The organism is Duganella vulcania (assembly GCF_009857655.1).
GTDB lineage: Bacteria > Pseudomonadota > Gammaproteobacteria > Burkholderiales > Burkholderiaceae_D > Rugamonas > Rugamonas vulcania.
Map to the genome: position 1 here is coordinate 65,470 of NZ_WWCX01000011.1, position 23,965 is coordinate 89,434.

The window sequence follows — 23,965 nt, forward strand, 5'->3', positions numbered from 1 at the left end:
GCTAAAGCTCAGGAGCACGTCATGCACTTTACTCTTCGCCCCATCACTTTCGCTGTGGCCTGTGGCCTGGCGTTGTCGCAGTCCTTGCCCGTCCATGCGCAGCCGCAGAACTGGCGCGCCACGCATTCCCACGCGCCCGACGCCAGCGATTTCACGCCCGGCGCAGAGATGCGGTCCGGCGATACGCTGCACGTCGCGGTCTCGCTTCAGCTGCGCAACCGCGACCAGCTGGAGGCCTTCGCCGCAAGCCTGATGGCCGGCCAGACCAACACCCCGCTGACCAGTGAGCAGTTCCTGTCCCGGTATGCGCCGGCGCCGGCCGATGTCGCCGCTGTGGTCAAGCACCTCAGCCAGAGTGGCTTCGTCAATATCGAGATCAGTCCAAATAACATGCTGGTGAGCGCCGACGGCTCGGTGGGCAGCGCGCGCTCGGCCTTCAATGTCCAGATGCGCCACTTCTCCAGAGGCGAGCGCACGGCGTACGCCAACACCAACGATCCGGTGGTGCCCAGCGCATTGAGCGGCATCGTGCTCGGCGTGCATGGCCTGCAAACCGTGCATCTGGCGCACACCGCGCAGGTCGAGGCGCAGGCATCGGTCTACGCCACAGCCGGCAAGGTGGGCCACAGCCCGACGGCCTGGCCGGCGATCTACAACGCCACCGCCCTGCCCACCGCGGCCAAGACGACCATCGGCATCATCACCGCCGGCAGCATGACGCAGACCTTGACGGACCTGAGCAGCTTCGCCCGCACCGCAGGCTACGCGCAGCCGGTGGTCAGTGTGGTCAACGTCGCCAGCGCCAGCCGGCGCGTGAGCACGACCGCCACCACGGACAATACGGCGGAGTGGAATATCGACAGCCAGAACGCGCTGGGCGCGGCCGGCGGCGCCGTCAAGTCCATGGTGTTTTATGCGGCGGCTTCGCTGACCGAGGCGGATCTGACGGCGGCCTATAACGCTGCCGTCGCGGCCAATGTCGCCAAGGTGATCAACGTGTCGCTGGGCGAGTGCGAGTCCAACGCGCGCCTGAGCGGCACGCAAGCCACCGACGACCAGATTTTCCTGGCCGCCGTGGCGCAAGGCCAGACCTTCGTCGTCGCCACCGGGGATGCCGGCTCCTACGAGTGCGGCGGCAAGACCAGCGCGCAAAGCTATCCAGCCGTCTCCCCGTATGTGATCGCGGTCGGCGGCACGTCGGTCTCCACCAGCACCACCGGCACGTGGACCGGTGAAACCGTTTGGGCGTGCACCAACTACAGCACCTGCGCCACCGGCGGCGGCACGGGCGGTGGCGTGAGCCTGATCGAGGCCGCGCCAAGCTGGCAACTGGCGTCCAAGGTGCTGGGCACTTCAACCCGCCGGGGCGTGCCGGATATCTCCTTCGCCGGCGATCCGTCGACCGGGGCGATCACGCTCGTCAAAGGCAAGTACGTGCAGTACGGCGGCACCAGCCTGGCCGCGCCTATTTTCGCCGGCTTCTGGGCGCGGATACAGTCCGCCAATGGCAACCGGCTGGCCTTCCCCGCTCCCGCCCTGTACAAATATGGCGTGGCGCAGACGGCGCTTTTCCACGATGTCATCTCCGGCACTAACGGCGGATACACCGCAGCCAAGGGCTGGGACTACACGACCGGTTTCGGCAGCCTGAATGTCGGCAGCTTCGCCGCCTTCGTCACCTCCAGCGGCGGGTTCTGACGCCGGTCAGTAGATCTCGCGGCGCAAGCGCTGCATTTGCTGCTCATGACGTTCCACCCAACGGCGGGCGTCATCGAGCTGGCGCTCCAGGCGCGGAATGTAGTCGTACAGATCGCGGCGCTCCTGTTCACGGCGGGCGTCCTGCTTCCTCGTTTCGTCGTTGACCACGCGGTCCTTGGCTTCCTGGTTCGAGCGGATCTCGCGTTCCAGCCTGGCCAATCGATGACGGGCGTCATTCAGGCGGTTCGCCACATCATTGGCATCGTCCACCGCCTGGCGGTGCTTGGCGGCGGCGATCTCGAAATCCTGCCCGCTCACGTAAGCATGCTTCAACTGGTTGCGCATCTCGACGCGGCAGACTTCGACCATCATGCCGATGTTGGTGCGCCCACGTTCAAAGGCGTTCTCCGGCTGGCAGTACCTGGTGTTCTGCTCTTCCCATGCCGCCGTGTACTGGTCGCGGGTTTTGGCGGTGACGAACACGCCATCGCGCCCCGCATTGGCGATGCGTTCGTCCAGCATGAACGGCTTGCCATAGCCATCGTCGGCGCCGGCCTGGCTCCAGTAGGCGGCAAGCCGCGTCTCCCAGGCCTGGCGGTAGTCGGACTCGAAAATCTTCAGTCCCTTGGCGCGTGCTTCCTTGCCGCGCATGGCGAAGTCCTTGCCGCTGACGGCATCCTGGGTGCCGAGGTTGCGCCAGTAGTTGACGATCTCGCCGTTCCATGCTGCACGGTAGGCTTCCTCCTGCACCTGCACGCCGGCGCTGCGGGCGGCGGCGGCACGGTCGCGGAAGGCGCTGTCCGGCGTGCCATTGCGCGCGTCGGTGTAGCCGGCATCCTGCCAGAAGGTGCGGTTGCCGATCTGCCAGCCGTCGGAATATGCGGCTTCGTCGAAGCGCAGCTGCGTCGCTGCGGCCCTGACGCGCGCGGCGTCCTTTTGCGCGGCCAGTGGCTGGCCGTCGGTGCCGGCGCGCTTGCCCAGTCCCCGCCAGTATTCGGAATTGCCGATGGCCCAGCCGGCATCGTAGGCTGGGCGGTTGAGCGGCGTATTGTGCTTGCGGATTTCTTCGCTGGCCACGTGGGCGTCAAACTGAGGTTGCTGCCCGTTGCCGCCATCGGCCTTGCCAAATTGCGACCACAGGTCCCAGTTCCCCTGTGCCCAGCCGGCCGTGTACTGCGCCTCCGCGCCGCTGGCGGCGGTTTGTTTGGCATCGGCGTGGTCATCGCAGAAGTCCTTGCGCTCCGCGTAGTTGGCCGGTTCGCCCTGCAAGCCGTCCTTGTGGCCGATGGCGTTCCAGTCGCCGACCTTGCAATCGGCGATGCGCTGCATGGTGGATTGGCAGCCGGCCAGCAGCAGCGGCACAGCGAGGATCAGCGGGCGAAAGCGGGTCAGATAATTCATGGCGGGATATGAGAGTTTCAGCGGCCAGATTATATGGCAAATTTGACACGCTCAGGCTGGGTTTTGCGTAAAGCTTACCCTCACCATCAGCCCCGGTCCTTCGTCGCGATTCGCCAGCAGGATGCGGCCCTGGTTGCGGGCGGCGGCCCGCTCGGCGATCGCCAGCCCAAGACCGCTGCCCGCCTGGTCCTGGTCGGGCAGCCGGAAAAAGCGTTCGAACACCTTGCGCTGCATTTCCGGCGCGATGCCCGGTCCCTGGTCGGCCACCGAGAAGTCCACGCGGCCATCGGCCTCCAGGATGCATACCGTCACGCGCCCGCCTTCGGGCGAATACTTGACGGCGTTGCTGACCAGGTTATCGATCAGCGACGCCATGCTTTCCAGGTGCATCGGCAGGATGCAGCGCTCCGGCGCCTGCAGTTCGATTTCGACATGGCGGGTGGCGGCGATCTGGCCGGCCAGCGCCAAGCGGTCCGCCACCAGTTCAACCAAGTCGCGCGGCACCAGGCTGGCGTGATCGCGGTCGCCGCCGGAACGGGCCAAGGCCAGCAACTGGTGGACCGTGTGCGTGGCGCGCTGCACGCCGGTGCGCAGGCCTTGTCCGGCTTCTTCCACACGCTGCGCGGTGCGCGTGGTGGCCAACGTCTCGGCATTGATCTGGATGATGGACAGCGGCGTCTTGAGTTCATGCGCGGCGTCGACCAGGAACTCCTGTTCGCGCTCCAGCCGCTCGGTCAGGCGCTCCATCAGCCGGTTCACCGAACCGACCAGCGGCGACAGCTCCAGGTATGGCGACGGCGCCAGCGGCGACAAATCGGTGGCCGAGCGCTCTTCGATCTCGCCGACGATGGACTTCAAGGGCCGCAGTCCGACACGAATGATGAACCAGGCCGGCAGCAGCAGGAACGGTATGCTGAACAGCAGCGGCGCAAAGTAATAGCCGATGCTGGACACCTGCAGCATCCATTCGCCTATCACCTCGGTCGCCATGCGCACCGTGACGCCGGTGGCGGGGTCGTCTTCGACCGAGACCACCCACCCGTCCCTGAGCGGTTGCCGGTGCGGGCCGGCGGCGGCATCGGTGGGCGGCAGGCCGGCGTCCGGCGAGGCGTAGACCAGCTGCCCGTGCCGCCAGACCTGCGTTTGCAGCGCCGGTATGTACCAGCCCAGTTCCGTGTACAGCGCGTAGTGCAGCTGTTCCATCTTGCGCACCAGGGGCTGGATCTGCCCGGGTGGCCTTTCGCCGATGGTTTGCATCAGCACGATGATGCGCAAGGCGCTGGCGCGCAGCTCGCGCTGCATGTCGCGGCGCTTGCTGGTGCGGGTCTCGTACACATCCAGTGCCAGGTTCGCCAGCCAGATCAGCATCATCACCGCGATGAAGCCGAACAGCAGGCGCTTGAACAGCGAGCGATTGTGCATTGTCATTTGTCGACGACGTAGCCGACGCCGCGCACCGTGCGGATGTAGCCCTCGCCGATTTTCTGCCGCAGGTGCGACATATGGACGTCCAGCGCCGCGCCCTCGCTGTGCGGCAGCGCGCGCGACTCGAGCTCGCGCCGGGTCAGCACACGGTCCGGGTAGCGCATCAGCGCATGCAGCAGCGCGAATTCGGTCTTGGACAGCACCACGTTGACGCCGGCCCGGGTCAACAGCATGCGCTTATCGTCCAGTACCAGGTCCTTGACCTTCCACACCGGCTCACCGGATTCGCTCCAGCCGGTGGCGCGCCGCATCACCGCGCGCAAGCGCGCCAGCAGTTCCGTGACCACGAAGGGCTTGACCAGATAGTCGTCGGCGCCGCGATCGAGGCCGTTCAAGCGGTCCTCCAGGCTGTCGCGCGCGGTGATGACCAGGATGGGCAGCGTGTGGCCGGACGCCCGCAGCTCGCGCAGCACGTCGATGCCGTTCCCGTCGGGCAGGCCCAGGTCCAGCAGCACCGCGTCGAACGGCTCGTTTTCCACCCAATGGCGCGCATCGCTGGCGCGGCGCACCCATACCACTTCCTGTCCCGCATCCTGCAAGGCCGCTTGCAAGGCCTTGCCCAGTTCCAGGTCGTCCTCGACCAGGCATATCTTCATGTGTAACCACCTCTTTCGTGAAGCCCGTATCTACGCATCTTCCCGCCCGCCTGTCAATCGCCTGCGCGCCACAGCGTTAGGAAACCCTTAAGGTTTCTTTTGGATTGCGTTAAGGAAGACTAGGGAGAATCTGCCCACACTACAACTATCATCGTGGGAGATTAGATGGACAGCAAAGCAGGGATGAAAACGGTGCCAACGCCGATCGCGTCGGCGGTGGCATTGATGCTCGCATGCGCGGCGGCGCCCGCGATGGCGCAGCAAACGGCCGGCGACAGCGCCCAGCCGCTGGAACAGGTGGTGGTTACCGGCATCCGCGCCTCCCTGCAGCAGGCGCTGGCCCGCAAGCGCAATAGCGATACGCTGTCCGAAGTGGTATCGGCCGAAGACATCGGCAAGATGCCGGACAAGAACGTGGCGGACGCCATCCAGCGCGTGCCGGGCGTGAACATCTCCTCCTCCGCCGGCGGCGAAGGCGGCTTCGCCGAGAACGACCGCGTGAGCATCCGCGGCACCAGCTCCAGCCTGACGCAGACGCAGGTCAACGGCCATACCATCGGCACCGGCGACTGGTTCGTGCTGGACCAGGCGGGCGCGGTCGGCCGCAGCGTGAGCTACGCGCTGCTGCCGTCGGAAATCGTCAGCGCGGTCACGGTGCAGAAAAGCCAGCAGGCCGACATGGTGGAAGGCGGCGTGGCCGGCTCGGTCAATATCGAAACCCGCAAGCCGCTGGACTTCAAGAAGCAGTTGACGCTGGAAGCCTCGGCCCAGGCCATCCATGCCGACCTGCCCAGCAAGACCGATCCGCAAATGAATGCGCTGATCGGCTGGAAGAACGACGCCAAGACCTTCGGCGTGCTGGTGCAGCTGTTCTCGGAAAAACGCCATGAGCGGCGCGACGGCCAGGAGTTCTACGGCTACACCGCCATCGCCGCCGACAGCAACGCGGCCAAGGCGCATCCCGAGCTGGCGGGCATCCTGGCGCCGGCCGGCATCAGCGCCTCGCTGTTCGAGCAGACCCGCAAGCGCACCGGCGGCGCCTTCGACCTCCAGTTCAAGCCGAACAAGGAACTGAGCTTCGACATCAACGGTTTCAGCTCGCAGCTGGACGCGGCCAACTACAACCGCAGCTTCTACAACAACATCGCCGCCAACATCAACGCCACCAACCCCGACACAGGCGCGCCGGTCGGCGTGATCCCTTCGGCCTACACCATCAAGAGCGGCACGCTGGTGTCGGCGACGATCCCGGCGTCGCAGTACCCGGCCGTCAGCGCCACGCAGACCTACAACTCGTCGCTGTATTCGGCCTTCGGCGACCAGATCTACCGTCCCGGCTCGTCGTCCTCGTCGGCCTACATCGATCTCGATGGCAGCTACAAGGTCAACCAGGACCTGCGCATCAGCGGCAGCGTGGGCTACACGCGCGGCACCGGCAAGACCCCGGCCGATATCGGCTACGAGGCAGGCCTGACCGGCGCCGGTTCCAGCTACACGCTGAACGGCCTGTCGCCGGCCATCATGTCCTTCCCCGGCGCGGACACGTCGAAGTTCACCAACTACGTCACCGCCTCCGCCTGGGGCTCACACGTCATTACCAAGGATGCCGAAAAATACGCGCAGGCCGACGCCGAACTGCGGCTCGATCGCGACGTCATGGAGTCCGCCAAGTTCGGCGTGCGCTTCGCCGAACACCATCGCAGCGTGAGCCAGCCGGAGAACCGCAGCTGCAAGGCCTGCGACGGCACCACCTCGGCGCCGCTGCCGGCCTGGAATGGCTCGACCTACCCGTCCAACTTCGGCAACGGCATCACCAACAGCGGCGGCTTCCTGCGCAACGTGTGGCAGATCAATCCCGCCGACATCGCCGCCTGGGCCGCCAAATACGACCTGGCCGGCGGCCCCACCACCGAGAACTGGGCCGGCGAGATGGACGTGAAGGAGAAGTCCAGCGCCATCTACGGCATGGTCAACCTGGCGGGCGACGGCTGGCGCGGCAACGTGGGCGTGCGCTATGTGCACACCAACCAGGCGACGATCACCAACATCCCCGGCGGCGACCATCCCATCGGCCAGGACAACGTGAACGGCCCGTACACGCCGACGCTGAACCAGAGCGGCTACAACGACTTCCTGCCGAGCGCGAACTTCAAGATCGACCTGTCGCCCAAGCTGGTGGCCCGCGCGGCTGTCGCCAAGACGATGGCGCGCCCGGACTTCAGCGCGATGGTCGGTGCGGTGACGCTCAACGACACCAACCTGACCGGCAGCAGCGGCAATCCGAGACTGAAGCCGGTCCGCTCGACCAACTACGACGTCGCGCTGGAGTGGTACTTCGCGCCGAAAGCGTTGCTGTCGGCCGGCGTGTTCTACATGGACATGTCGTCCTATGTCACCTACGGCACGGCCAACCTCACCTACTTCAACAACTCGTTCAAGCGCTTCGACAGCTACGCCATTTCGTCGCCGACCAATATCGCGGCCAAGAACAAGGGCGTGGAGCTGGCGTACCAGCAGCACCTGTTCGGAGGCGTGGGCGTCGTGGCCAACTACACCTACACCGACGGCAAGGCGGACGACGGCCTGCCGGTGGTGGGCAACTCGAAAAACACCTACAACGCAGAGACCTACTACGAGGACGACCGCTTGAGCGCCCGCCTGGCCTACACCTACCGCTCCAGCTTCTCGGGCGGCTTGTACAACAGCTTCCCGCAGGTGATGGCGGGGACCGGCAACCTGGCGGCGTCGATCAGCTACAAGATCAACGAGAACCTGTCGGTCACCTTCGATGCGCTGAACCTGAACAACGCGGTGCTCCGCTACTACGGCACCAACAAGGACCAGCCTATCGCCTCGTATTCGAACGGCCGTCAATACTACCTGGGGCTGCGTGGCAAACTCTAGGCCGGCGCGGATACTGGCGATCGACGCCTTCCGCGGCGTCACCATCCTGGTCATGATCTTCGTGAACACGCTGGCAGGCGTGCGCGGGATGCCGGCCTGGATGGATCACGCCCCGGCGGATGCCGACGCCATGACCTTCCCGGACGTGGTGTTCCCTGCCTTCCTGTTCATCGTCGGCATGTCGATACCGTTCGCCATGGCGCAGCGGCAGGCGGCGGGCGATACGGCGGCCCAGCGCTGGCGGCACGTGCTCACCCGGGCCGCCGGCTTGTTGGTGCTCGGTGTCTTCATGGTCAACGCGGAAGACGGCTACAACGAGGCGGCGATGGGCATGTCCATCCATCTGTGGTCGCTGCTGTTCTACGGCTGCGCGATGCTGGTGTGGACCGTGCACCGGTTCGCGAACAGGACGCTGTCGCTGGCATTGCGGGCGGCCGGCCTTTGCGGGCTGGTGGCGCTGGCGCTGGCGTTTCGCGGCGGCGCCGATGGCAGCCTGCGGCTCGCGCCGCAATGGTGGGGCATACTGGGATTGATAGGCTGGGCCTACCTGTACAGCGCATTGGCGTGGGAGCTTGCGCGTGCGCGCATCCTGCCGCTCGTCGCGCTGGTGCTGGCATGTACGGGCCTGTACGCCGCCGCCCACGCGGCGCCATCGTCCGCGCTTGTGCAGCTGCTGGGCGCGCAGGCAGAAAACGCCGTGCACACATCGATCGCGCTGTGCGGCATGGTGACGTCGCTGATCTTCTTCGGCCAGGGGCGCGCCAAGCCGTTCCGCGATGCGCTGCTGCTTGCGCTGGCACTGACCGCGATCGCCTTTGTGCTGCGGCCCTGGTTCAAGATCTCGAAGATTTATGCGACGCCGAGCTGGGCGCTTTACAGCTCCGCCATCTGCGTACTGCTGTTCGCGGCGCTGTACTGGGTGGTCGACCTGCGGCGCATTAACGGCTGGGTGGCGCTGGTCCGGCCGGCGGCGGCCAATCCGCTGCTGGTTTATATCATTCCCTACATCGTCTACGCGATGATGCAGCTGCTGCACCTGGCGCGGCCGGACGTGCTGGGCTCCGGTTGGCCCGGATTCCTATGGGCCCTCGCCTACGCCATCATCGTCATGGCGCTGGCGGCGGGCCTCAACCGGCTGCACTTCAAATTGCAGCTTTAACCTCGAAAACTATGCGCATCAATTCTATCGACGCGGTACGCGGCCTGACGGTGGCCGCCATGCTGCTGGTGAACGACGCCGGCGACTGGTCGCACGTCTACCCCTGGCTGGAACACGCCGAATGGCACGGCTGCACGCCGCCGGACTTCATCTTCCCCATCTTCCTGCTGATCGTCGGCGTCTCGCTCAACCTCGCGCTGGGGCCGCGCCTTGAGGCCGGCGCCAATGCGGCGGAGCTTGCGCGCCCGGTGCTGCTGCGCGCCGCGCGCATCGTGCTGCTGGGGATAGCACTGCATGTGGTGGCGATGCTGCTGCTGAATGGGCGCGGCTTCCGCCTGTTCGGCGTGCTGCAACGGACCGGCATCTGCTTCGCCGCTGCGGGACTGCTGGCCATCCACGTGCGCAGCGCCCGCGCGCAGTGGGCGGTGTTCGCCACCATCGTGCTGGGATATTGGGGCCTGCTGGCCGCCGGCGGTTCGCTGGAGCCGGGCCTGAACCTGCCCGACCGCGTCGACAGCGCGCTGCTCGGCCATCTGGCCTACCAGTACGACGCCGCCACCGGCATCGGCCACGACCCGGAGGGCATCGTGGGCACGCTGGCGTCGCTGGCCACGGTCATCCTCGGCCTGCGCGCCGGCGACTGGCTGCGGCAAGGGCGGACCCGCACGCTGGCACTGGCAGGCGCAGCGGGCATGCTGGCCGGCGGCCTGTGGTCGCTGGTGCTGCCGCTGAACAAACAGCTGTGGACCTCGTCGTTCGTGCTGTGGACCGGCGGATTCGGCATGCTGGTCATCGCGCTGGCGCACCAGCTGATCGACGTTCGTGGTTGGCCGCCGCTGGGCCGCGCCATGGGCCTGAACGCCATCGCCGCCTACGCCGGCTCCTGGATCGCGACTTGCGTGATCGAAGGCAGCGGCATCATGGGGCCACTTTACGCGACGATTTTCAGCCGTCCGCTGACCCCGTTGCTGGGCCCCTGGGCGGCCTCGCTGGCGTTCGCCGCCTGCTTCACCGCCCTATTCTGGCTGGCCATGGCCGGCGCTGAAAAAAAAGGCTGGCGCATCACGATTTGAGCCCGGTTTTCTTTTTGCATTTGAGCGGGATCGCTTCCATTGCTAGCACATCCATTGTGACTATCTCAACTAACTTTACAAAATAAAAATATTCCAAATTGCATCTTGTTCATTCATAATGCTTTTAGAGCAAGTTCGCTGAAGTCACCGTTCCGCGCCGCCGGCGGCCGGCCGTCCGCCTCAAATACGAAATCTGGAGTTTTTACATGCGCTTTAAATCGATAATGTTGGCCCTGTCCGCTGTCGCCGCCCTGAGCGCCAGCGCCGCAAACGCCGCCGTACCTGGCGAATTGATCGTCAACGGCGGTTTTGAAAGCGGCAACTACGGCCAGATCGGCTGGGGCGGCCATCAGCTGCAAGGCTGGAACAGCAACGGCTACAACTTCCTGTTCAACGGCTCGAACGTCGACAACGGTGGCGTCACCGGCAGCTACGGCAACCTGCAACTGTGGGGTCCACATAACGGCGCCGCCAACGGCCTGGGCGCCAGCCCGGTGGGCGGCAATTTCGTCGCGGCCGACGGCGCCTTCGAAATCGCCCCGCTGACCCAGACCGTCAACGGCCTGGTCGCAGGCAAGCAATACGACCTGAGCTTCTACTGGGCCGGCGCGCAGCAGCAATCGTTCAACGGCGCCACCACCGAACAGTGGAAAGTCTCGTTCGGCAATCAGACCAAGTCGACCGAAGTGAAACAGAACGCCAACCACGGCTTCACCGGCTGGCAAAAAGAGACCTTCACCTTCACCGCCACCAGCAGCAGCGAAGTGCTGAGCTTCCTGGCCGTGGGCACCCCTGCCGGCGTGCCGCCGTTCTCGCTGCTGGATGGCGTGTCGATGGTGGCCTCCGTACCTGAGCCGCAAACCTGGGGCATGCTGGGCCTGGGCCTCGGCCTGGTCGGTTTCGCCGCACGCCGCCGCAAAGCCAAGGCCGCTTAATTCGCTGCCTGCTTCAACCGATGCCGGACGTTCGCGTCCGGCATTGTCGTTTCCGTTTTCGCTATTATTGGCACCATGACTTCGATGAACGCCTTCCTCGCCTACCTGCCCACTTTTGCGGTCAACGTCGCGCGCCTGTGCGTGTGGCTGGTGCTGCTGTCGCTGGTGTTCGTGCCGCTGGAGCGCTGGCTCGCGGTGCGCAAGGCGCGCCTGCCGCGGCGCGCGCTGGCGATCAATCTGGGCCTGTATTTTCTCAACAGCCTGTTGCCGGCCGCCGTGCTGAGCGCGTTGATGGCCGTGGTGGCCGTGGCAGCGCAGGCGGTGTTGCCTGCCGCCGTGCCGGCCGCCGTGGGCGCGTTGCCGCTGGCGGTGAAGCTGCCGCTGTCCCTGCTGATCGCCGAGGTGGGCTTTTACTGGGGCCACCGGCTGAGCCACCAGCTGCCGTGGCTGTGGCATTTTCATTCGGTGCACCACAAGCCTGAGCACCTGTACTTCCTGATCAACACGCATGCGCACCCGGTCGACATGGTTGTCACCCGGCTGTTCGGCATGACGCCGCTGTACATCCTCGGCCTTGCCGGCGCCAGCGCGAGCGGCAGCGCCACGCCGGCGCTGGTGATTATCATCGGCACCGTCTGGGGATTCTTCATCCATTCGAATCTGCGGGTCCGGCTCGGCCCGCTGGAATCGATCATCGCCACGCCGGCCTTCCATCACTGGCACCACACCAGCGTGGCGCCGCTGGACCGCAATTTCTCGTCGATGCTGCCTTTCCTCGACCGCGTGTTCGGCACCTGGCACCTGCCCGCCGAGTGGCCGGCGGCCTACGGCATCAGCGAAGCGCCTCCCAGCGCGCACGAGGCGTTGAGGCAAGCGGGCGATCCTTCGCTATAATCCAGCGTTACTCCACGACGAAGAAAGCCTCGGATGTTCAAAAGTTTGCGTATTGCCGGCGCGGTGATGCTGGCCTGCCTGTCCGGCGCGGCGGCGGCCGACACCTTCGAAACCATCGAAGCGGCGCCGCTGAAGGAAGTGTGGCTGAACGGCGGCTTCTACTCCTACCATTTTCAGCGCGATAAAGGCCTGAACGACAGCAATCCCGGCCTGGGCGGCGAATACCGCTTCTCGACGGTGGCGTCGGCCACGGCGGGCCGCTTCTACAACAGCGACCGCGCGTATTCGAATTACGTCGGCGTGTACTACCAGCCGTGGAAGGTCGGCCCGGTGCGGCTGGGCGCGGTGGCGGGCGGCTTCAGCGGCTACCCGAAGATGCGCGACGGCGGCTGGTTCCTGGCGGCGATCCCCACCGCCAGCTTCGAATACAAGAGCGTCGGCGTCAATGTCGCCATAGTGCCGACCTATAAGGACCGGCTCTATGGCGCCATTTCCGTCCAGCTCAAGCTGAAGGTCTTCGACTGATCAGTGGCGCGCCTTGGACGAGACGGCGATCTGGTCGAGGATGTGCTTGGGCACGGCCGCGTAGTGCTTGAACTCCATCGTGTACGTGGCCCGGCCCTGCGTCAGCGAACGTAGCGTGGTGGAGTAGCCGAACATCTCGGCCAGCGGCACCAAGGCGCGGATGATCTTGCCGCCGCCGCCCGGGATCTCGTCCATCCCCTGCACCATGCCGCGCCGCGCCGTCAGGTCGCCCATGGCGTTGCCCATGAACTCTTCCGGCGTTTCCACTTCCACCTGCATCATCGGCTCCAGCAGCACCGGATCGGCGCGCCGCATGCCATCCTTGAAGGCCATCGAGCCGGCCATGCGGAACGCGTTCTCGTTCGAGTCAACGTCGTGGTACGAACCGAAGGTCAGCGTGACCTTGACGTCCACCACCGGATAGCCGGCCAGCACGCCGCTGCGCAAGGTCTCCTGCACGCCCTTGTCGACGGCGGGTATGAACTCGCGCGGCACCACGCCGCCCTTGATGGCGTCGACGAACTCGTAGCCCTTGCCCGGCTCCAGCGGCTCCAGCGTCAGCACCACGTGGCCGTACTGCCCGCGTCCGCCGGACTGCTTGACGAACTTGCCTTCGACATCGCTGGCCGCGCGCTGGATGGTCTCGCGGTACGCCACCTGCGGCTTGCCCACGGTCGCCTCCACGCTGAACTCGCGCCGCATGCGGTCCACCAGGATCTCCAGGTGCAGCTCGCCCATGCCGGACATGATGGTCTGGCCCGATTCCTCGTCCGTGTGCACACGGAACGACGGGTCTTCCTGCGCCAGCCGGTTCAGGGCGATACCCATCTTTTCCTGGTCGGCCTTGGTCTTGGGCTCGACCGCCTGCGAGATCACCGGTTCCGGGAAGATCATCTTTTCCAGCACGATCACGTGCTCCGGCGAGCTCAGGGTGTCGCCGGTGGTCACGCCCTTCAGGCCCACCGCCGCCGCGATGTCGCCGGCGTAGACTTCCTTGATCTCCTTGCGCTCGTTGGCGTGCATCTGCAGGATGCGGCCCAGGCGTTCCTTCTGGCCCTTGGTCGGGTTGTAGACCGTGTCGCCGGAATTGACCACGCCCGAATACACGCGGAAGAAGGTCAGCTGGCCGACGAACGGATCGGTCATGATCTTGAATGCCAGCGCCGAGAACGGATCGCTGTCGGTCGGGTGGCGCTCGATCGGATTGTCGTCCTCGTCATGGCCGGCGATCGCCGGCACGTCGACCGGCGACGGCAGGTACTCGACCACCGCGTCCAGCATCGCCTGCACGCCGCGGTTCTTGAAGGCGCTGCCGGCCAGCATCGGCACGATCTCGTTGCGGATGGTGCGCAGGCGCAGGCCGGCCTTGATCTCGTCCTCGGTCAGCACGCCGCCGTCCAGGTATTTTTCCAGCAGCTCGGGCGAACCCTCGGCAGCCGCTTCGACCATCTTGTCGTGCCACTCCTGGGCCAGCCCCTGCAGGTGCGCGGGGATGTCCTCGTAGGTAAACTTGACGCCCAGGCTCTCGTCGTCCCAGTTAATCGCGCGCATCTTGACCAGGTCCACCACGCCGTGGAAGTTGTCCTCGGCGCCCAGCGGAATCTGGATCGGAATGGCGGCGCCCTTCAGCCGCGTGGCGATCTGCTCGCGCACGCGGAAGAAGTCCGCGCCGACGCGGTCCATCTTGTTGATGAAGGCGATGCGCGGCACGGCGTACTTGTTCGCCTGGCGCCACACGGTCTCCGACTGCGGCTGCACGCCGCCGACCGCGTCATACACCATGACCGCGCCGTCCAGCACGCGCATCGACCGCTCGACCTCGATGGTGAAGTCGACGTGGCCGGGCGTGTCGATGATGTTGATGCGGTGCTCGGGGAAATTGCCGGCCATGCCTTTCCAGAAGGCGGTGGTGGCGGCCGAGGTGATGGTGATCCCGCGTTCCTGTTCCTGCTCCATCCAGTCCATCGTCGCGGCGCCATTGTGCACCTCGCCGATTTTATGGTTGACACCGGTATAAAACAGGATGCGCTCCGTGGTCGTGGTCTTGCCAGCGTCGATGTGGGCGCTGATGCCAATATTGCGGTAACGCTCGATGGGGGTCTTGCGGGTCATCATTCTCTCCTTGGTGCAATGTGAATGCAGGAAGTCTCACGTGCGGCGATAACGGCGGATTTCAAGTGGCGGGGCAAGGTCATCCGTGCGACCTGACTGGCAGCAATTCCTATAGTCTGTAGAATAAGTTTCAAGTTTAACTGAAAGACCCTCATGACTGTACGCTCCAAACACGCACTCCTTCTCTCCTTCGGCATGGCGCCGGCTCTGGCATTGGCCCAATCCGCGCCGCCACCGGCCGCCAGCGACCTCGAATTGCGCATCGAACGCTGCTCCGTGCTGGGCGACGCCAGCGCCCGCCTCGCCTGCTACGACGCCCTGTCCAAGACCGGCCCCGCGCTGAAAAGCGCCGGTGGCGCCGCGGTCGGCGTGCCCGACCCCGGCAAGGTCAGCAAGCTGGCCACCGCATTGACCCAGCCGTCCAGCACCCAGCCGGACGAGCCGCCCGCCGCGCCGCTGCTGCCGCCCAAGGTGGCCGCCATCACCACCATACCGCCGCAAGACTCGGTCTCGCGCATGGTGCAGTGGTGGGAGCTGGACCGCTCGGCCAAGCGCGGCGTGTTCAACTTCCGGCCGCACCACGACACCTACCTGCTGCTGGCCAACTACAGCACCAGCTCCAATGATGCGCCTTTTGAAAATTTCACGCCGGCTGGCATCAAATCCCAGCACACGGAGCTGACCTACCAGCTCAGCTTCAAGATGAAAATGATCGAGCAGGTGCTCAAGACCCCGGTCGACCTGTGGTTCGGCTACACCCAGAACAGCTTCTGGCAGGCCTACAACCGCGCCGCCTCCAGCCCCTTCCGCGAGACCAACTACCAGCCCGAGCTGATGCTGACCACGCCGCTGAACCTGAACCTGGGCAGCGCGCTGGACATCCGCTACCTGACCCTGGCCGTGATGCACCAGTCGAACGGGCAAACGTCGACGCTGTCGCGCAGCTGGAACCGGGTGTATGCGGAAGTGGGCGCCGAGCACGGCAAGCTGGCCGCGCAATTGCGCATCTGGAAGCGGCTGGACAATGCCCGCTCGGACAACGACAACATCGACATCGTCGACTACATGGGCCATGGCGACCTGAACTTCAGCTACCGCAACGACGGCCACGAGTTCTCGCTGATGGCGCGCCACAACTTCAAGAACGGACGCGGCGCGCTGCGGGCCGGCTGGGCCTTCCCGGTGGTCGCCAACCTGAAAGGCTACCTGCAATTGTTCAGTGGTTACGGCCAAAGCCTGATCGACTACAACTACAAGCAAAAGTCGCTGGGCGCCGGCTTCCTGGTCGACTTCTAAGACAGCCCGCACTGCCGCCGTCACCCATTGACAGGCGGTTCTTTTCGCGTTAATTTAACCACATGGTTAAATACGAAAATCAGCTTGACGCGGTCTTCACCGCCCTCGCCCACCCGGCTCGGCGCGCAATGCTCGCGCGGCTAGGCAGGGGCGAAGCCACGGTGAGCGAACTGGCGCAGCCGTTCGAGATGTCCATGCCAGCCATCACCAAGCATCTGAAAGTGCTGGAAAAGGCCAAGTTGATCAGCCGCGGCAAGAATGCGCAATGGCGGCCCTGTCGTCTGGAAAAGGCGAGCCTGGAGACGGCATCAGGCTGGATAGACGAGCAGCGCAAGATCTGGGAGTCCCGCCTGGACCGCCTGGAAGATTATCTGCACACACTGGAAAAACAGAAAGGAAACGACGATGGCGACGAATGAATCCGAACGTGAACTGGTATTGCAGCGCGAGCTGCCCTTTGGCCGGGAGCTGATCTGGAAAGCCATGACCGAGCCTGAGCATGTGAACCGGTGGTGGGGCCCGGACGGCTTCCGGAACGAACATGTCAGCATGGATTTCCGGGTAGGCGGCAGCTGGACGTTCGAGATGGTGGCACCTGACGGCACCCGCTATCCCAACCATGCGGTATTCAAGGAAATCACGCCACCGTCCAAGCTGGTGTATGACCAGGGCTGCGGCAAGCGGGTCTGGTTCGAAGCCAGCATCACACTGGAGGAGGCGGGCAGCGGCACCCTCCTCACCCTGCGCCAGCTATACCCCGACAAGCAATCGCGCGACGAGGTGATCGAAAAGTTCGGCGCCGTCGAAGGCGGCAAGCAGCACCTGGCGAAACTCGAAGCCTACCTCAAGCAAAACCTGACCTGACCTACCGGAGACGCTCACCATGTCACTCGCACTGTAGGACGGCGAGCGTCACGTCGTCGAATCCAGCATCATCATCGAGCACCTGCAGCGCGCCGGACCGCGACTGATGCGGCCGCCGGCGGGAATCAGCGGCTTGGCGAGCCGCGCAGGATGCGCGCCGGCAGCATGACGATGGCGCGCAGCAGCTCGAACACGCCCTCGACGCCGATGCCGATCAGGCGGAACGGCAGCGTCAGCAGCCAGAACAGCGGATACAGCACCAGCGCCAGCAAAGCCAGCGGCCAGCACAGGAAAAGCAGACCCAGCCAAAGAATAAAGCTCAGCATACGACGCTCCCGGTATGAATATTATCTATAATGCCACTGTAGTTTAGCGACAGGCCGGACGCAATTCCCGTGCGACCAGCTGCGCATAGCCGCGATCAACCGCGACTTTCATGGGACAAACGGAAAAATAATGCTCAAACCCTGGTATGTGGCGGCCCTGCTCGGCAGCTCCGCTTTGATGACCGCGCAAGCCCAGCAACAGCCGGCCACGGCCCCCAGCGTGGTGGTGGCCGGCCAGCGCCACGCCTCGCCGTGGTTCCGCGCCGAGAGCCAGCACCTGGTGGTGTATTCGAACACCAGCAACAGCCAGGTCGCGGACCTGCTCAACCAGCTTGAAAAGCTGGACTACATGCTGCGGCTTTACACCCAGCCCTTCCTCAAGTCCAGCGGCGCCGAGCCGCGGCTGACGTTTTACTATCACGACGGCGCGGCGGCGTTGAACCCGCTGGGCGTCAGGCAGCCGGCCAACGCCATCGGCCTGTACAACAGCTGTGCCTCGGGCGTGCAGGGCTACGGCGTGCGCCTCAGCCCCGACGACGAGGAAGGCTTGTCCGCGCTGTACGAAGCCTACACCCGCCACTTCCTGTACCGCTACACCGACATCCGCGCGCCGATCTCCTTCATCGACGGCATGGCGCACTACTTCGCCAGCGTGCGCTTCACCGACACCGAGATGGTGGTGGGACGCACGCCGGCCAGCCTGGGCCGCTACCTGGACTTCCTGGGGAACGGCCACCGCTACAGCCTCGAGTACAAGGACGTGCTGGAGCAGAACGACTCGCGCGGCCAGAACTATGCCTCCACCGCCGGCATCAAGCTGGAGTTCGCCGCCCGCTCGTGGCTGCTGACCCATTACATGCTGTCGACCGACGACAACCGCAAGCGCCTGGTCGACTACCTGGGCGCGGTCTACCGCGAGGTGCCGATCACCGAGGCCTTCGAGCAGGCATACGGCCTCAAGGTAAGCGAGCTGAGCACCACGCTGTGGCGCTACCGGCTGCAAAAGCAGGCGGTGCTGACGGTGCACATCCCCACGTTGCCGGCTGCCGTGATGAACTTCGACAGCCTGCCGGAGTCGTCCGGCGAATTCGTCCTGACCGAGGCGGCGCTCAAGTCCTGCCCGGACCGCAAGACCGGCGAGTCGCTGCTGCGCCGGACCGCCGAGGCGGCCGCGCGCTATCCGGCCAACGCCTACGTCCAGCGCGTGCTCAGCCGGGCGCAGATCGACTGGGGCAATCCGCAGGACGCCATGCCCTACCTGACCTCGGCCGCGAACAAGCCGGATGCCGGCGCGGAAGTGTTTTATCTGCTGGGAGAGGCCCAGCTGCGCCTGAGCCAGACGGACGCCGCGCGCGCCAGCCTGGGCCGCGCACTGACGCTGGATCCGAAGTCGGCCGAGGCGGCGTCCGCGCTGTACCAGGCCGGGATGAAGGCCGGCGCCGCACCGGACGAGGCCACGCTGCAGGCGGCCATCGCCGGCTGGAAAAATGCGCACGAGGTCAACACGCTGGCCCGCCAGGCCGCGCTGGCCTACGCCTACGCGGGCGAGATGCCCAAGGCACGCAACGCCCTCAAGCTGATGGCGCATAACATCCGCGAACCTGAATTGGCGGCCTGGGCTAAAACCTGGCTGGATAAATTGGCGGCGGGCGCCGGCCAGGCCGAAGTGCTGGCGGAGATGCGGCTGCAACCGGCGTCAGGCACGGTGTCCCGCGAATGGACCATCGCCAATTCGATGGTCATGCAGGATGTGGAGTACAACGCCGGCTTGCAGGATGCGCGCAGCTTCCTCAGCCAGCAAAGCCTCAATCCGTCCAGCCCGGACAAGGCCGTGCAAGCGACCTTCGACACGCGCTAGGTCTTGATTACTGGCCGACGCAGATAATCTTGGTCACGTACTCTTTGGCGTTGGGCTTCTTTTTGTTAGCCCACGCCACCGCCTGATTGGCCTCCTCGATGGTCAACACCGTGGCCTTCTCTTTGGACTTGATGAAGGAAACGCCCTCGAAGACGCCGTCCTTGCTGCGCATGACTTTGGCAAACACCGGCGGCTTGGTCTCGCCGTCGGCGATTTTGTTCTGCTGGATGAGGTAGCGCTGGTCGATCTTTTCCATATATTTCTTTCTGCAAAAGACGAAATATACGCTTCGGAACGACCCGCGTGAAGGGCTATTTAGGCGAAGGCTGGCACGTAGCTGGCCGGTTGCAGCGCCGCTTCGTACAGGATCTCGGCGCGCAGCGAGGCCTGCAGCGATGGAATCGAGCCACCGGCGCGGTACTGGAAGCTCACTTGCAACACGTCGCCCTCGCGCGCCTTGACCGGGGTGGCCAGCGGCAGCGTCATGTAGTGGTTGAGCCAGTCGATGGTGGTCGAGCGCTCGGACACCACGGCCAAAATGTTCTTGGTCACGAAACGCATGGCGTTGATCTCGCCGCTGCGCTCAACCACGAACTTGCCCTGCCACGCATAGGTCAGGTCGTTGGGCTGGTTGAAGTCGATGATGCTGTACACGGCCGGCTGCGCCAGTTCCACCGTCCCGGGATAAATCACATTGGTTTCCTGGAACTGCACGATGGGCGCGTAAAAGCCTTCAAAATCATATTCCTGCTGTAGCGGTTGGACCGCCATGATCACGGCCTCGGGCAGAAACACCGGCAGCGGGCCGCCGAAACGCTCGGTATAGCGGCGCTTGAACGACTCGATCACCTCCACCTGCTTCTCGCGCAGCATGCCGACGTGGATCATCTCGCAGATGACGACATCGACCGGCTCCGGCGGCAGGTATTCGAAGGCGTCCGCGTGGACAACCTCGACCTTTTCACCGTTGGGGTTCAGCGCCAGCATCTTGCGCGCTTCCTTGACCATGTCGGGATTGAACTCGACGCAATACACCTTGTCCGCCTTGGCCGCCGCGAACCACGACAGCACGCCGGTGCCGCCGCCCAGCTCCAGCACCTTGGCGCCGGGCTTGACCGCGTAGTCGATGGCCGACTTGAAGCCGTGCATGCGGTTTTGGTCCATCAGCATGTTGTGATGGTAGTGGACTGGAATGAATTGCCCCAGATAGCAGCTTTCAATCTCGCGTTCGTTCAGCATGGATATCCTTGGTTGATGAGCATTGCGTCTGGGAGCAATGCATGGGAACCATTATCGTCAACAATGCCGGCCAACCAAGCGGGGAACTACGCGCCAAAAACCCGCCAATTCGGGCGTTGTCAATTCTGCATGCGGGTTAGCGCTTTGCCTTCGCGGCCAGGTGCGCTTCAATGGTTTTCGTGATCCACGGCTTGTCGGCCTTGGTCGCGAACTCGGCGGCGGTCTGGTGGAAGCCGCCGTCCTTCAGGGTCGCGTCGGCGCCCTGCTCCAGCAACAACTCCACGACCTTTTCCTGGCCCTCGCGCGCGGCGATCATCAGCGGCGTCATGCCGGACGGCGCTTCGGCGTCGATGTAGGCGTGGTGTTCAAGCAGGATGCTGGTGATCTCGGTGCTGCCGGCCGCCGCCGCGTAGTGCAAGGCGGTCCAGCCCTTCTGGTTGACCTGTGCGCCGCGCTTGATCATGTCCAGCACGGTGGCCTTGCTTTGACGGAAAGCCGCCATCATCAACGCGGTATTGCCGTTGGGCGCCTTGGCTTCCAGGTCGATGCCGGGCTGATCCATCAGCAGCGTGGCGACGCGGTAGGCTTCGTAGCGCATCGCGACGATCAGCGCGGTCTCGCCGCCCGGCTCGCGCAGATTGGGACTGAGTCCGCGTTCCAGCAGCTTTTTAACGCCGGAGACGTTGTCCAGCTGGATGGCGCGGAAGAGGTCGACCTCGTCGTCGGTCTGCTCGGCCGCCAGCGCGGGCATCGTCAGGGCGGCGGCCATGGCCGTCAGCAGCAAGCGGCGTTTGGAGAGAATCAGCATTAGGAAATCACGCTACCACGTTGAATAATTTGAAGAAATTGGCGGTCGTCTGTTCGGCGACCTGCTCCACCGGGATGCCCTTGAGCTTGGCGATGTACTCGCCGACGTGGGCCACGAAGCCCGGCTCGTTCATCTTGCCGCGATGCGGCATCGGCGCCAGGTACGGCGAATCGGTCTCGATCAGGATGCGCTCCAGCGGCACTTCCAGCGCCACCGCCTGCAGATCCTTGGCGCTCTTGAAGGTCACGATGCCGGAGAACGAGATGTAGAAACCCATCTCGATGGCCGCGCGCGCCACTTCCAGCGACTCGGTAAAGCAGTGCATCACGCCGGCCGCGCCGCCAGCCTCGGTGCCCGCGCCTTCTTCGCGCATGATGCGTATCGTGTCTTCGCTGGCGCTGCGGGTGTGGATAATCAAGGGCTTACGCGTGATTCTTGATGCTTTGATGTGGGTGCGGAAGCGCTCGCGCTGCCATTCCAGGTCGCCCTGCAGGCGGAAATAATCCAGCCCGGTTTCGCCGATGGCGATGATCTTCGGGTCGTCGGCCAGCTCAACCAGCTGCTCGACGGTCGGTTCGGGCGTGTCCTCGTAATCCGGATGCACGCCGACCGAGGCGTAGATGTGCGGATACTCGTGGGCCAGCGCCAACACTTGTGGAAAATCCGGCAGGTCGACCGATACGCACAGCGCGTGGGTGACCTTGTTGTCGGCCATCTTGGCCAGGATTTCGGGCATGCGAGCAGCCAGCTCGGGGAAATTGATGTGGCAGTGGGAATCGATAAACATGCCGTGATTGTAACCCAAGCGCGCCTGGCCTAGAATCGGCGTTCCATTCAATTCAGGAGCTCGCCCGATGTCCGTCCGCCTTCCGCTCACCCTCGCGCTTGCCCTGCCGCTGGCTGCCGCCGCCGAGCCGCCCTCCCAGCAATTCGCCGACCTCGGCGACGTGCGCCTGGAAAGCGGCGCCGTCATCAAGGATTGCAAGCTCGGCTACCGCACCCTCGGCAGCCTGAACGCGGCCCGCTCGAACGCGGTCGTGTTCCTGCCCTGGCACACCGGCAAGAGCGTCGAAGCGGTCTCGCTGCTGGGACCGAAGGGCTTGTTCAACACCGCCGGCCACTACGTGATCGTCATCGACGCGATCGGCAACGGCGTGGGCTGCTCGCCGTCCAACAGCGCGGCGCAGCACGGCACGGCCTTCCCGGCCTTCACGGTGCGCGACATGGTGGAATCCGAATACCGCCTGCTGACCGAAAAGCTGGGCCTCAAGCACATCCACGCGATGGTCGGCTACTCGATGGGCGCGACGCAGACTTTCCAGTGGATGGTCAGCCATCCCGGCTACATGGATGTGGCCGTGCCGATCGCCGGCACGCCGCGCCAGACCAGCTACGACCTGCTGTTCTGGCGCACCGAGGAGGCGGCGATGCTGGCCGATCCCGACTACGCCAACGGCGAGTACAAGCAGAATCCGAAGCTGCCGCTGTACCACCAGATCTTCTCGCTGAACTTCGACACGCCGGCCTACCGCGCGGCCCAGACCAAGCCGGCCGAGGTGGACAAATTCATCGCCGAGACCATCGCCGACGACCCGGACGCGGCCGACGCCAACGACCTGCGCTGGCAAATGCGCGCCTTCCTGACGCAGGATATCGCCGACGACGCCGCAGCCAAGGTGAAAGCGCGCGCACACATCATCAACCCGCGCCAGGACCTGATCGTCAATCCCGCGCCGGCGCTGGCGTTTGCGCGCCGGATTCGCGCCACGACGACGGTGCTGGAGGGCGATTGCGGCCATTCGGCGGTGGTCTGCGCGACCGCCCAGATCCGCGCCGCCGTCGACCGCGCGCTGAAATAAGGTTCAGGCGACGCGCTTGCCCAGGATGATCAGGTCGCGCTCGATGCCGTCCAGGTTGGCCACCTTGGGCAGGTTGGCCCAGGTCTCGAAGCCGAACTTGGCGAACAGGCCCAGGCTGGGCTTGTTGTGGCCGAAGATAAAGCCCAGCAAGGTGTGCACCTTGATCGCCGGCGCATGGGCGATGGCCTGCGCGATGCAGTAGCCGCCGATGCCCTTGCCGCGCCAGGCCTCGGCGATGTAGATCGAAATCTCGGACGTGCCCGAGTACGCGGGACGGCCGTAGAAATTCGAGTACGACATCCAGCCCAGCACTTCAGGCTGGCTGGCCGTGTCGTCGGCCCGCTCGATGATCCACAGCGGGCGCTTCTCCGGCGTATGCTCGTGGAACCAGCCCAGGCGCGACTCCACCGGCACCGGCTCGGTGTCGGCGGTGACTTCGCGCGAGGCGACGGTGCTGTTGTAGATGGCGACGATGGTGGGCAAATCTTCAAGCGTGGCGAGGCGATGGCGGAAAGCTGTGGTCATATCGGGAAGCGGTGAGGGATTAAAGCGTATGCGTGGCGCGCGAGGACCGCAGCGCCGCGCCGAGGATTTCTTCGATGCGCAGGCGGGCGCGCTGGCCGCTTTCGTCTTCGGGGAAGTGCACGCCCACGCCCTGCGCCTTGTTGTTGTGCGCGCCGGCCGGCGTGATCCAGGCAACTTTGCCGGCGATCGGGTATTTGTTGGTATCGTCCATCAGCGCCAGGATCAGGTAGATCTCGTCGCCGATTTTGTAGGGTTTCTGGGTCGGCACGAACATGCCGCCGTTCTTCAGGAAAGGCATGTAGGCCGCGTACAACGCGGCCTTCTCCTTGATCGCCAGCGACAAGACCGTTGGCCGCGCAACGGGCACGGTGTTCGGATCAAGTGGACTGGCAGCGGACATCTAATTCC

23 protein-coding genes are annotated in these 23,965 nt (G+C 64.8%); 12 read left to right on the forward strand and 11 right to left on the reverse strand.

Annotation, left to right across the window (positions count from 1 at the left end):
* Positions 1-21: 21 nt before the first annotated feature.
* Positions 22-1,698 carry a S53 family peptidase gene (locus tag GTP90_RS09890; RefSeq protein WP_161083359.1) on the forward strand — a complete coding sequence of 559 codons (1,677 nt, stop codon included), beginning with the start codon at positions 22-24 and terminating at the stop codon, positions 1,696-1,698.
* A gap of 6 nt (positions 1,699-1,704) precedes the next feature.
* On the opposite strand, the gene GTP90_RS09895 is transcribed toward GTP90_RS09890, so the two are convergent.
* The 3 genes from GTP90_RS09895 to GTP90_RS09905 are packed head-to-tail and all read right to left on the reverse strand — an operon-like array spanning position 1,705 to position 5,180.
* Positions 1,705-3,099, reverse strand: a complete 1,395-nt coding sequence (locus GTP90_RS09895) for a DUF2799 domain-containing protein (protein WP_161083360.1) — start codon at positions 3,097-3,099, stop codon at positions 1,705-1,707.
* 51 nt (positions 3,100-3,150) lie between these two features.
* Positions 3,151-4,521, reverse strand: coding sequence for an ATP-binding protein (locus GTP90_RS09900; protein ID WP_254451801.1), 1,371 nt, complete (start codon positions 4,519-4,521; stop codon positions 3,151-3,153).
* A gap of 2 nt (positions 4,522-4,523) precedes the next feature.
* Complete coding sequence (locus GTP90_RS09905; protein WP_161083362.1) at positions 4,524-5,180, reverse strand: response regulator transcription factor; 657 nt, start codon at positions 5,178-5,180, stop codon at positions 4,524-4,526.
* A 165-nt stretch (positions 5,181-5,345) separates the two neighbouring features.
* Between GTP90_RS09905 and GTP90_RS09910 the strand changes: the two genes are divergently transcribed.
* The 6 genes from GTP90_RS09910 to GTP90_RS09935 all read left to right on the forward strand — a co-directional run bounded on the left by GTP90_RS09910 (position 5,346) and on the right by GTP90_RS09935 (position 12,670).
* On the forward strand, positions 5,346-8,084 hold the full coding sequence (locus GTP90_RS09910) for a TonB-dependent receptor (protein ID WP_161083363.1): 2,739 nt from the start codon (positions 5,346-5,348) through the stop codon (positions 8,082-8,084).
* Complete coding sequence (locus GTP90_RS09915) at positions 8,071-9,243, forward strand: DUF5009 domain-containing protein (protein ID WP_161083364.1); 1,173 nt, start codon at positions 8,071-8,073, stop codon at positions 9,241-9,243. Before GTP90_RS09910 ends, GTP90_RS09915 begins: the two co-directional genes overlap by 14 nt.
* Before the next feature lie 11 nt (positions 9,244-9,254).
* Positions 9,255-10,316 carry an acyltransferase family protein gene (locus tag GTP90_RS09920; protein ID WP_161083365.1) on the forward strand — a complete coding sequence of 354 codons (1,062 nt, stop codon included), beginning with the start codon at positions 9,255-9,257 and terminating at the stop codon, positions 10,314-10,316.
* 206 nt (positions 10,317-10,522) lie between these two features.
* Complete coding sequence (locus GTP90_RS09925) at positions 10,523-11,251, forward strand: PEP-CTERM sorting domain-containing protein (RefSeq protein ID WP_254451802.1); 729 nt, start codon at positions 10,523-10,525, stop codon at positions 11,249-11,251.
* Between the two features lie 75 nt (positions 11,252-11,326).
* On the forward strand, positions 11,327-12,145 hold the full coding sequence (locus GTP90_RS09930; RefSeq protein WP_254451803.1) for a sterol desaturase family protein: 819 nt from the start codon (positions 11,327-11,329) through the stop codon (positions 12,143-12,145).
* Positions 12,146-12,178: 33 nt separating this feature from the next.
* On the forward strand, positions 12,179-12,670 hold the full coding sequence (locus tag GTP90_RS09935) for a hypothetical protein (protein ID WP_161083366.1): 492 nt from the start codon (positions 12,179-12,181) through the stop codon (positions 12,668-12,670).
* Here the strand turns inward: GTP90_RS09935 and fusA are convergent, their stop codons facing one another.
* Positions 12,671-14,782, reverse strand: coding sequence for an elongation factor G (gene fusA, locus GTP90_RS09940; protein ID WP_161083367.1), 2,112 nt, complete (start codon positions 14,780-14,782; stop codon positions 12,671-12,673).
* Positions 14,783-14,977: 195 nt separating this feature from the next.
* Here fusA and GTP90_RS09945 point away from each other — a divergent pair, with 195 nt between their 5' ends.
* The 3 genes from GTP90_RS09945 (at position 14,978) to GTP90_RS09955 (ending at position 16,942) form a co-directional block, all read left to right on the forward strand.
* The gene (locus GTP90_RS09945; protein WP_161083402.1) at positions 14,978-16,078 is read left to right on the forward strand and encodes a phospholipase A; all 1,101 of its coding nucleotides are present in this window, start codon (positions 14,978-14,980) and stop codon (positions 16,076-16,078) included.
* A gap of 62 nt (positions 16,079-16,140) precedes the next feature.
* Complete coding sequence (locus tag GTP90_RS09950) at positions 16,141-16,497, forward strand: ArsR/SmtB family transcription factor (protein ID WP_161083368.1); 357 nt, start codon at positions 16,141-16,143, stop codon at positions 16,495-16,497.
* Positions 16,484-16,942, forward strand: coding sequence for an SRPBCC domain-containing protein (locus GTP90_RS09955; RefSeq protein ID WP_161083369.1), 459 nt, complete (start codon positions 16,484-16,486; stop codon positions 16,940-16,942). The genes GTP90_RS09950 and GTP90_RS09955 overlap by 14 nt, the downstream gene beginning before the upstream one ends.
* A gap of 125 nt (positions 16,943-17,067) precedes the next feature.
* Here the strand turns inward: GTP90_RS09955 and GTP90_RS09960 are convergent, their stop codons facing one another.
* Entirely contained in the window at positions 17,068-17,268 is a 201-nt protein-coding gene (locus GTP90_RS09960; protein WP_117010739.1) for a hypothetical protein, read from the reverse strand.
* A 130-nt stretch (positions 17,269-17,398) separates the two neighbouring features.
* On the opposite strand from GTP90_RS09960, the gene GTP90_RS09965 reads away from it, so the two are divergent.
* Positions 17,399-19,126 (forward strand): tetratricopeptide repeat protein, encoded by a 1,728-nt coding sequence (locus GTP90_RS09965; RefSeq protein WP_161083370.1) that lies wholly within the window; start codon positions 17,399-17,401, stop codon positions 19,124-19,126.
* A 7-nt stretch (positions 19,127-19,133) separates the two neighbouring features.
* On the opposite strand, the gene GTP90_RS09970 is transcribed toward GTP90_RS09965, so the two are convergent.
* From GTP90_RS09970 to GTP90_RS09985, 4 genes are all read right to left on the reverse strand, one after another.
* Positions 19,134-19,382, reverse strand: coding sequence for a hypothetical protein (locus GTP90_RS09970; RefSeq protein ID WP_161083371.1), 249 nt, complete (start codon positions 19,380-19,382; stop codon positions 19,134-19,136).
* A gap of 59 nt (positions 19,383-19,441) precedes the next feature.
* Positions 19,442-20,365 (reverse strand): class I SAM-dependent methyltransferase, encoded by a 924-nt coding sequence (locus tag GTP90_RS09975; RefSeq protein WP_161083372.1) that lies wholly within the window; start codon positions 20,363-20,365, stop codon positions 19,442-19,444.
* A 136-nt stretch (positions 20,366-20,501) separates the two neighbouring features.
* Positions 20,502-21,173 carry an ankyrin repeat domain-containing protein gene (locus tag GTP90_RS09980; protein WP_161083373.1) on the reverse strand — a complete coding sequence of 224 codons (672 nt, stop codon included), beginning with the start codon at positions 21,171-21,173 and terminating at the stop codon, positions 20,502-20,504.
* A gap of 7 nt (positions 21,174-21,180) precedes the next feature.
* Positions 21,181-21,960, reverse strand: coding sequence for a TatD family hydrolase (locus GTP90_RS09985; protein ID WP_161083374.1), 780 nt, complete (start codon positions 21,958-21,960; stop codon positions 21,181-21,183).
* A 67-nt stretch (positions 21,961-22,027) separates the two neighbouring features.
* Here GTP90_RS09985 and GTP90_RS09990 point away from each other — a divergent pair, with 67 nt between their 5' ends.
* Entirely contained in the window at positions 22,028-23,032 is a 1,005-nt protein-coding gene (locus tag GTP90_RS09990) for an alpha/beta fold hydrolase (protein WP_161083375.1), read from the forward strand.
* Positions 23,033-23,035: 3 nt separating this feature from the next.
* Here the strand turns inward: GTP90_RS09990 and GTP90_RS09995 are convergent, their stop codons facing one another.
* Positions 23,036-23,557 (reverse strand): GNAT family N-acetyltransferase, encoded by a 522-nt coding sequence (locus tag GTP90_RS09995; protein WP_161083376.1) that lies wholly within the window; start codon positions 23,555-23,557, stop codon positions 23,036-23,038.
* A 19-nt stretch (positions 23,558-23,576) separates the two neighbouring features.
* The gene (locus tag GTP90_RS10000) at positions 23,577-23,957 is read right to left on the reverse strand and encodes a PilZ domain-containing protein (protein ID WP_117010751.1); all 381 of its coding nucleotides are present in this window, start codon (positions 23,955-23,957) and stop codon (positions 23,577-23,579) included.
* Positions 23,958-23,965: the final 8 nt, after the last annotated feature.

Bases quoted from the DNA above. Each gene is read 5' to 3' on its own strand.
- GTP90_RS09990 (WP_161083375.1), top strand. From the start codon at position 22,028: ATGTCCGTCCGCCTTCCGCTCACCCTCGCGCTTGCCCTGCCGCTGGCT.
- GTP90_RS09905 (WP_161083362.1), bottom strand. From the start codon at position 5,180: ATGAAGATATGCCTGGTCGAGGACGACCTGGAACTGGGCAAGGCCTTG.
- GTP90_RS09980 (WP_161083373.1), bottom strand. From the start codon at position 21,173: ATGCTGATTCTCTCCAAACGCCGCTTGCTGCTGACGGCCATGGCCGCC.
- GTP90_RS09895 (WP_161083360.1), bottom strand. From the start codon at position 3,099: ATGAATTATCTGACCCGCTTTCGCCCGCTGATCCTCGCTGTGCCGCTG.
- GTP90_RS09935 (WP_161083366.1), top strand. From the start codon at position 12,179: ATGTTCAAAAGTTTGCGTATTGCCGGCGCGGTGATGCTGGCCTGCCTG.
- GTP90_RS09890 (WP_161083359.1), top strand. From the start codon at position 22: ATGCACTTTACTCTTCGCCCCATCACTTTCGCTGTGGCCTGTGGCCTG.
- GTP90_RS09945 (WP_161083402.1), top strand. From the start codon at position 14,978: ATGGCGCCGGCTCTGGCATTGGCCCAATCCGCGCCGCCACCGGCCGCC.
- GTP90_RS09950 (WP_161083368.1), top strand. From the start codon at position 16,141: ATGGTTAAATACGAAAATCAGCTTGACGCGGTCTTCACCGCCCTCGCC.
- GTP90_RS09960 (WP_117010739.1), bottom strand. From the start codon at position 17,268: ATGCTGAGCTTTATTCTTTGGCTGGGTCTGCTTTTCCTGTGCTGGCCG.
- GTP90_RS09970 (WP_161083371.1), bottom strand. From the start codon at position 19,382: ATGGAAAAGATCGACCAGCGCTACCTCATCCAGCAGAACAAAATCGCC.
- GTP90_RS10000 (WP_117010751.1), bottom strand. From the start codon at position 23,957: ATGTCCGCTGCCAGTCCACTTGATCCGAACACCGTGCCCGTTGCGCGG.
- GTP90_RS09955 (WP_161083369.1), top strand. From the start codon at position 16,484: ATGGCGACGAATGAATCCGAACGTGAACTGGTATTGCAGCGCGAGCTG.
- GTP90_RS09925 (WP_254451802.1), top strand. From the start codon at position 10,523: ATGCGCTTTAAATCGATAATGTTGGCCCTGTCCGCTGTCGCCGCCCTG.
- GTP90_RS09900 (WP_254451801.1), bottom strand. From the start codon at position 4,521: ATGCACAATCGCTCGCTGTTCAAGCGCCTGCTGTTCGGCTTCATCGCG.
- GTP90_RS09995 (WP_161083376.1), bottom strand. From the start codon at position 23,557: ATGACCACAGCTTTCCGCCATCGCCTCGCCACGCTTGAAGATTTGCCC.
- fusA (WP_161083367.1), bottom strand. From the start codon at position 14,782: ATGACCCGCAAGACCCCCATCGAGCGTTACCGCAATATTGGCATCAGC.
- GTP90_RS09930 (WP_254451803.1), top strand. From the start codon at position 11,327: ATGACTTCGATGAACGCCTTCCTCGCCTACCTGCCCACTTTTGCGGTC.
- GTP90_RS09985 (WP_161083374.1), bottom strand. From the start codon at position 21,960: ATGTTTATCGATTCCCACTGCCACATCAATTTCCCCGAGCTGGCTGCT.
- GTP90_RS09920 (WP_161083365.1), top strand. From the start codon at position 9,255: ATGCGCATCAATTCTATCGACGCGGTACGCGGCCTGACGGTGGCCGCC.
- GTP90_RS09910 (WP_161083363.1), top strand. From the start codon at position 5,346: ATGGACAGCAAAGCAGGGATGAAAACGGTGCCAACGCCGATCGCGTCG.
- GTP90_RS09975 (WP_161083372.1), bottom strand. From the start codon at position 20,365: ATGCTGAACGAACGCGAGATTGAAAGCTGCTATCTGGGGCAATTCATT.
- GTP90_RS09965 (WP_161083370.1), top strand. From the start codon at position 17,399: ATGCTCAAACCCTGGTATGTGGCGGCCCTGCTCGGCAGCTCCGCTTTG.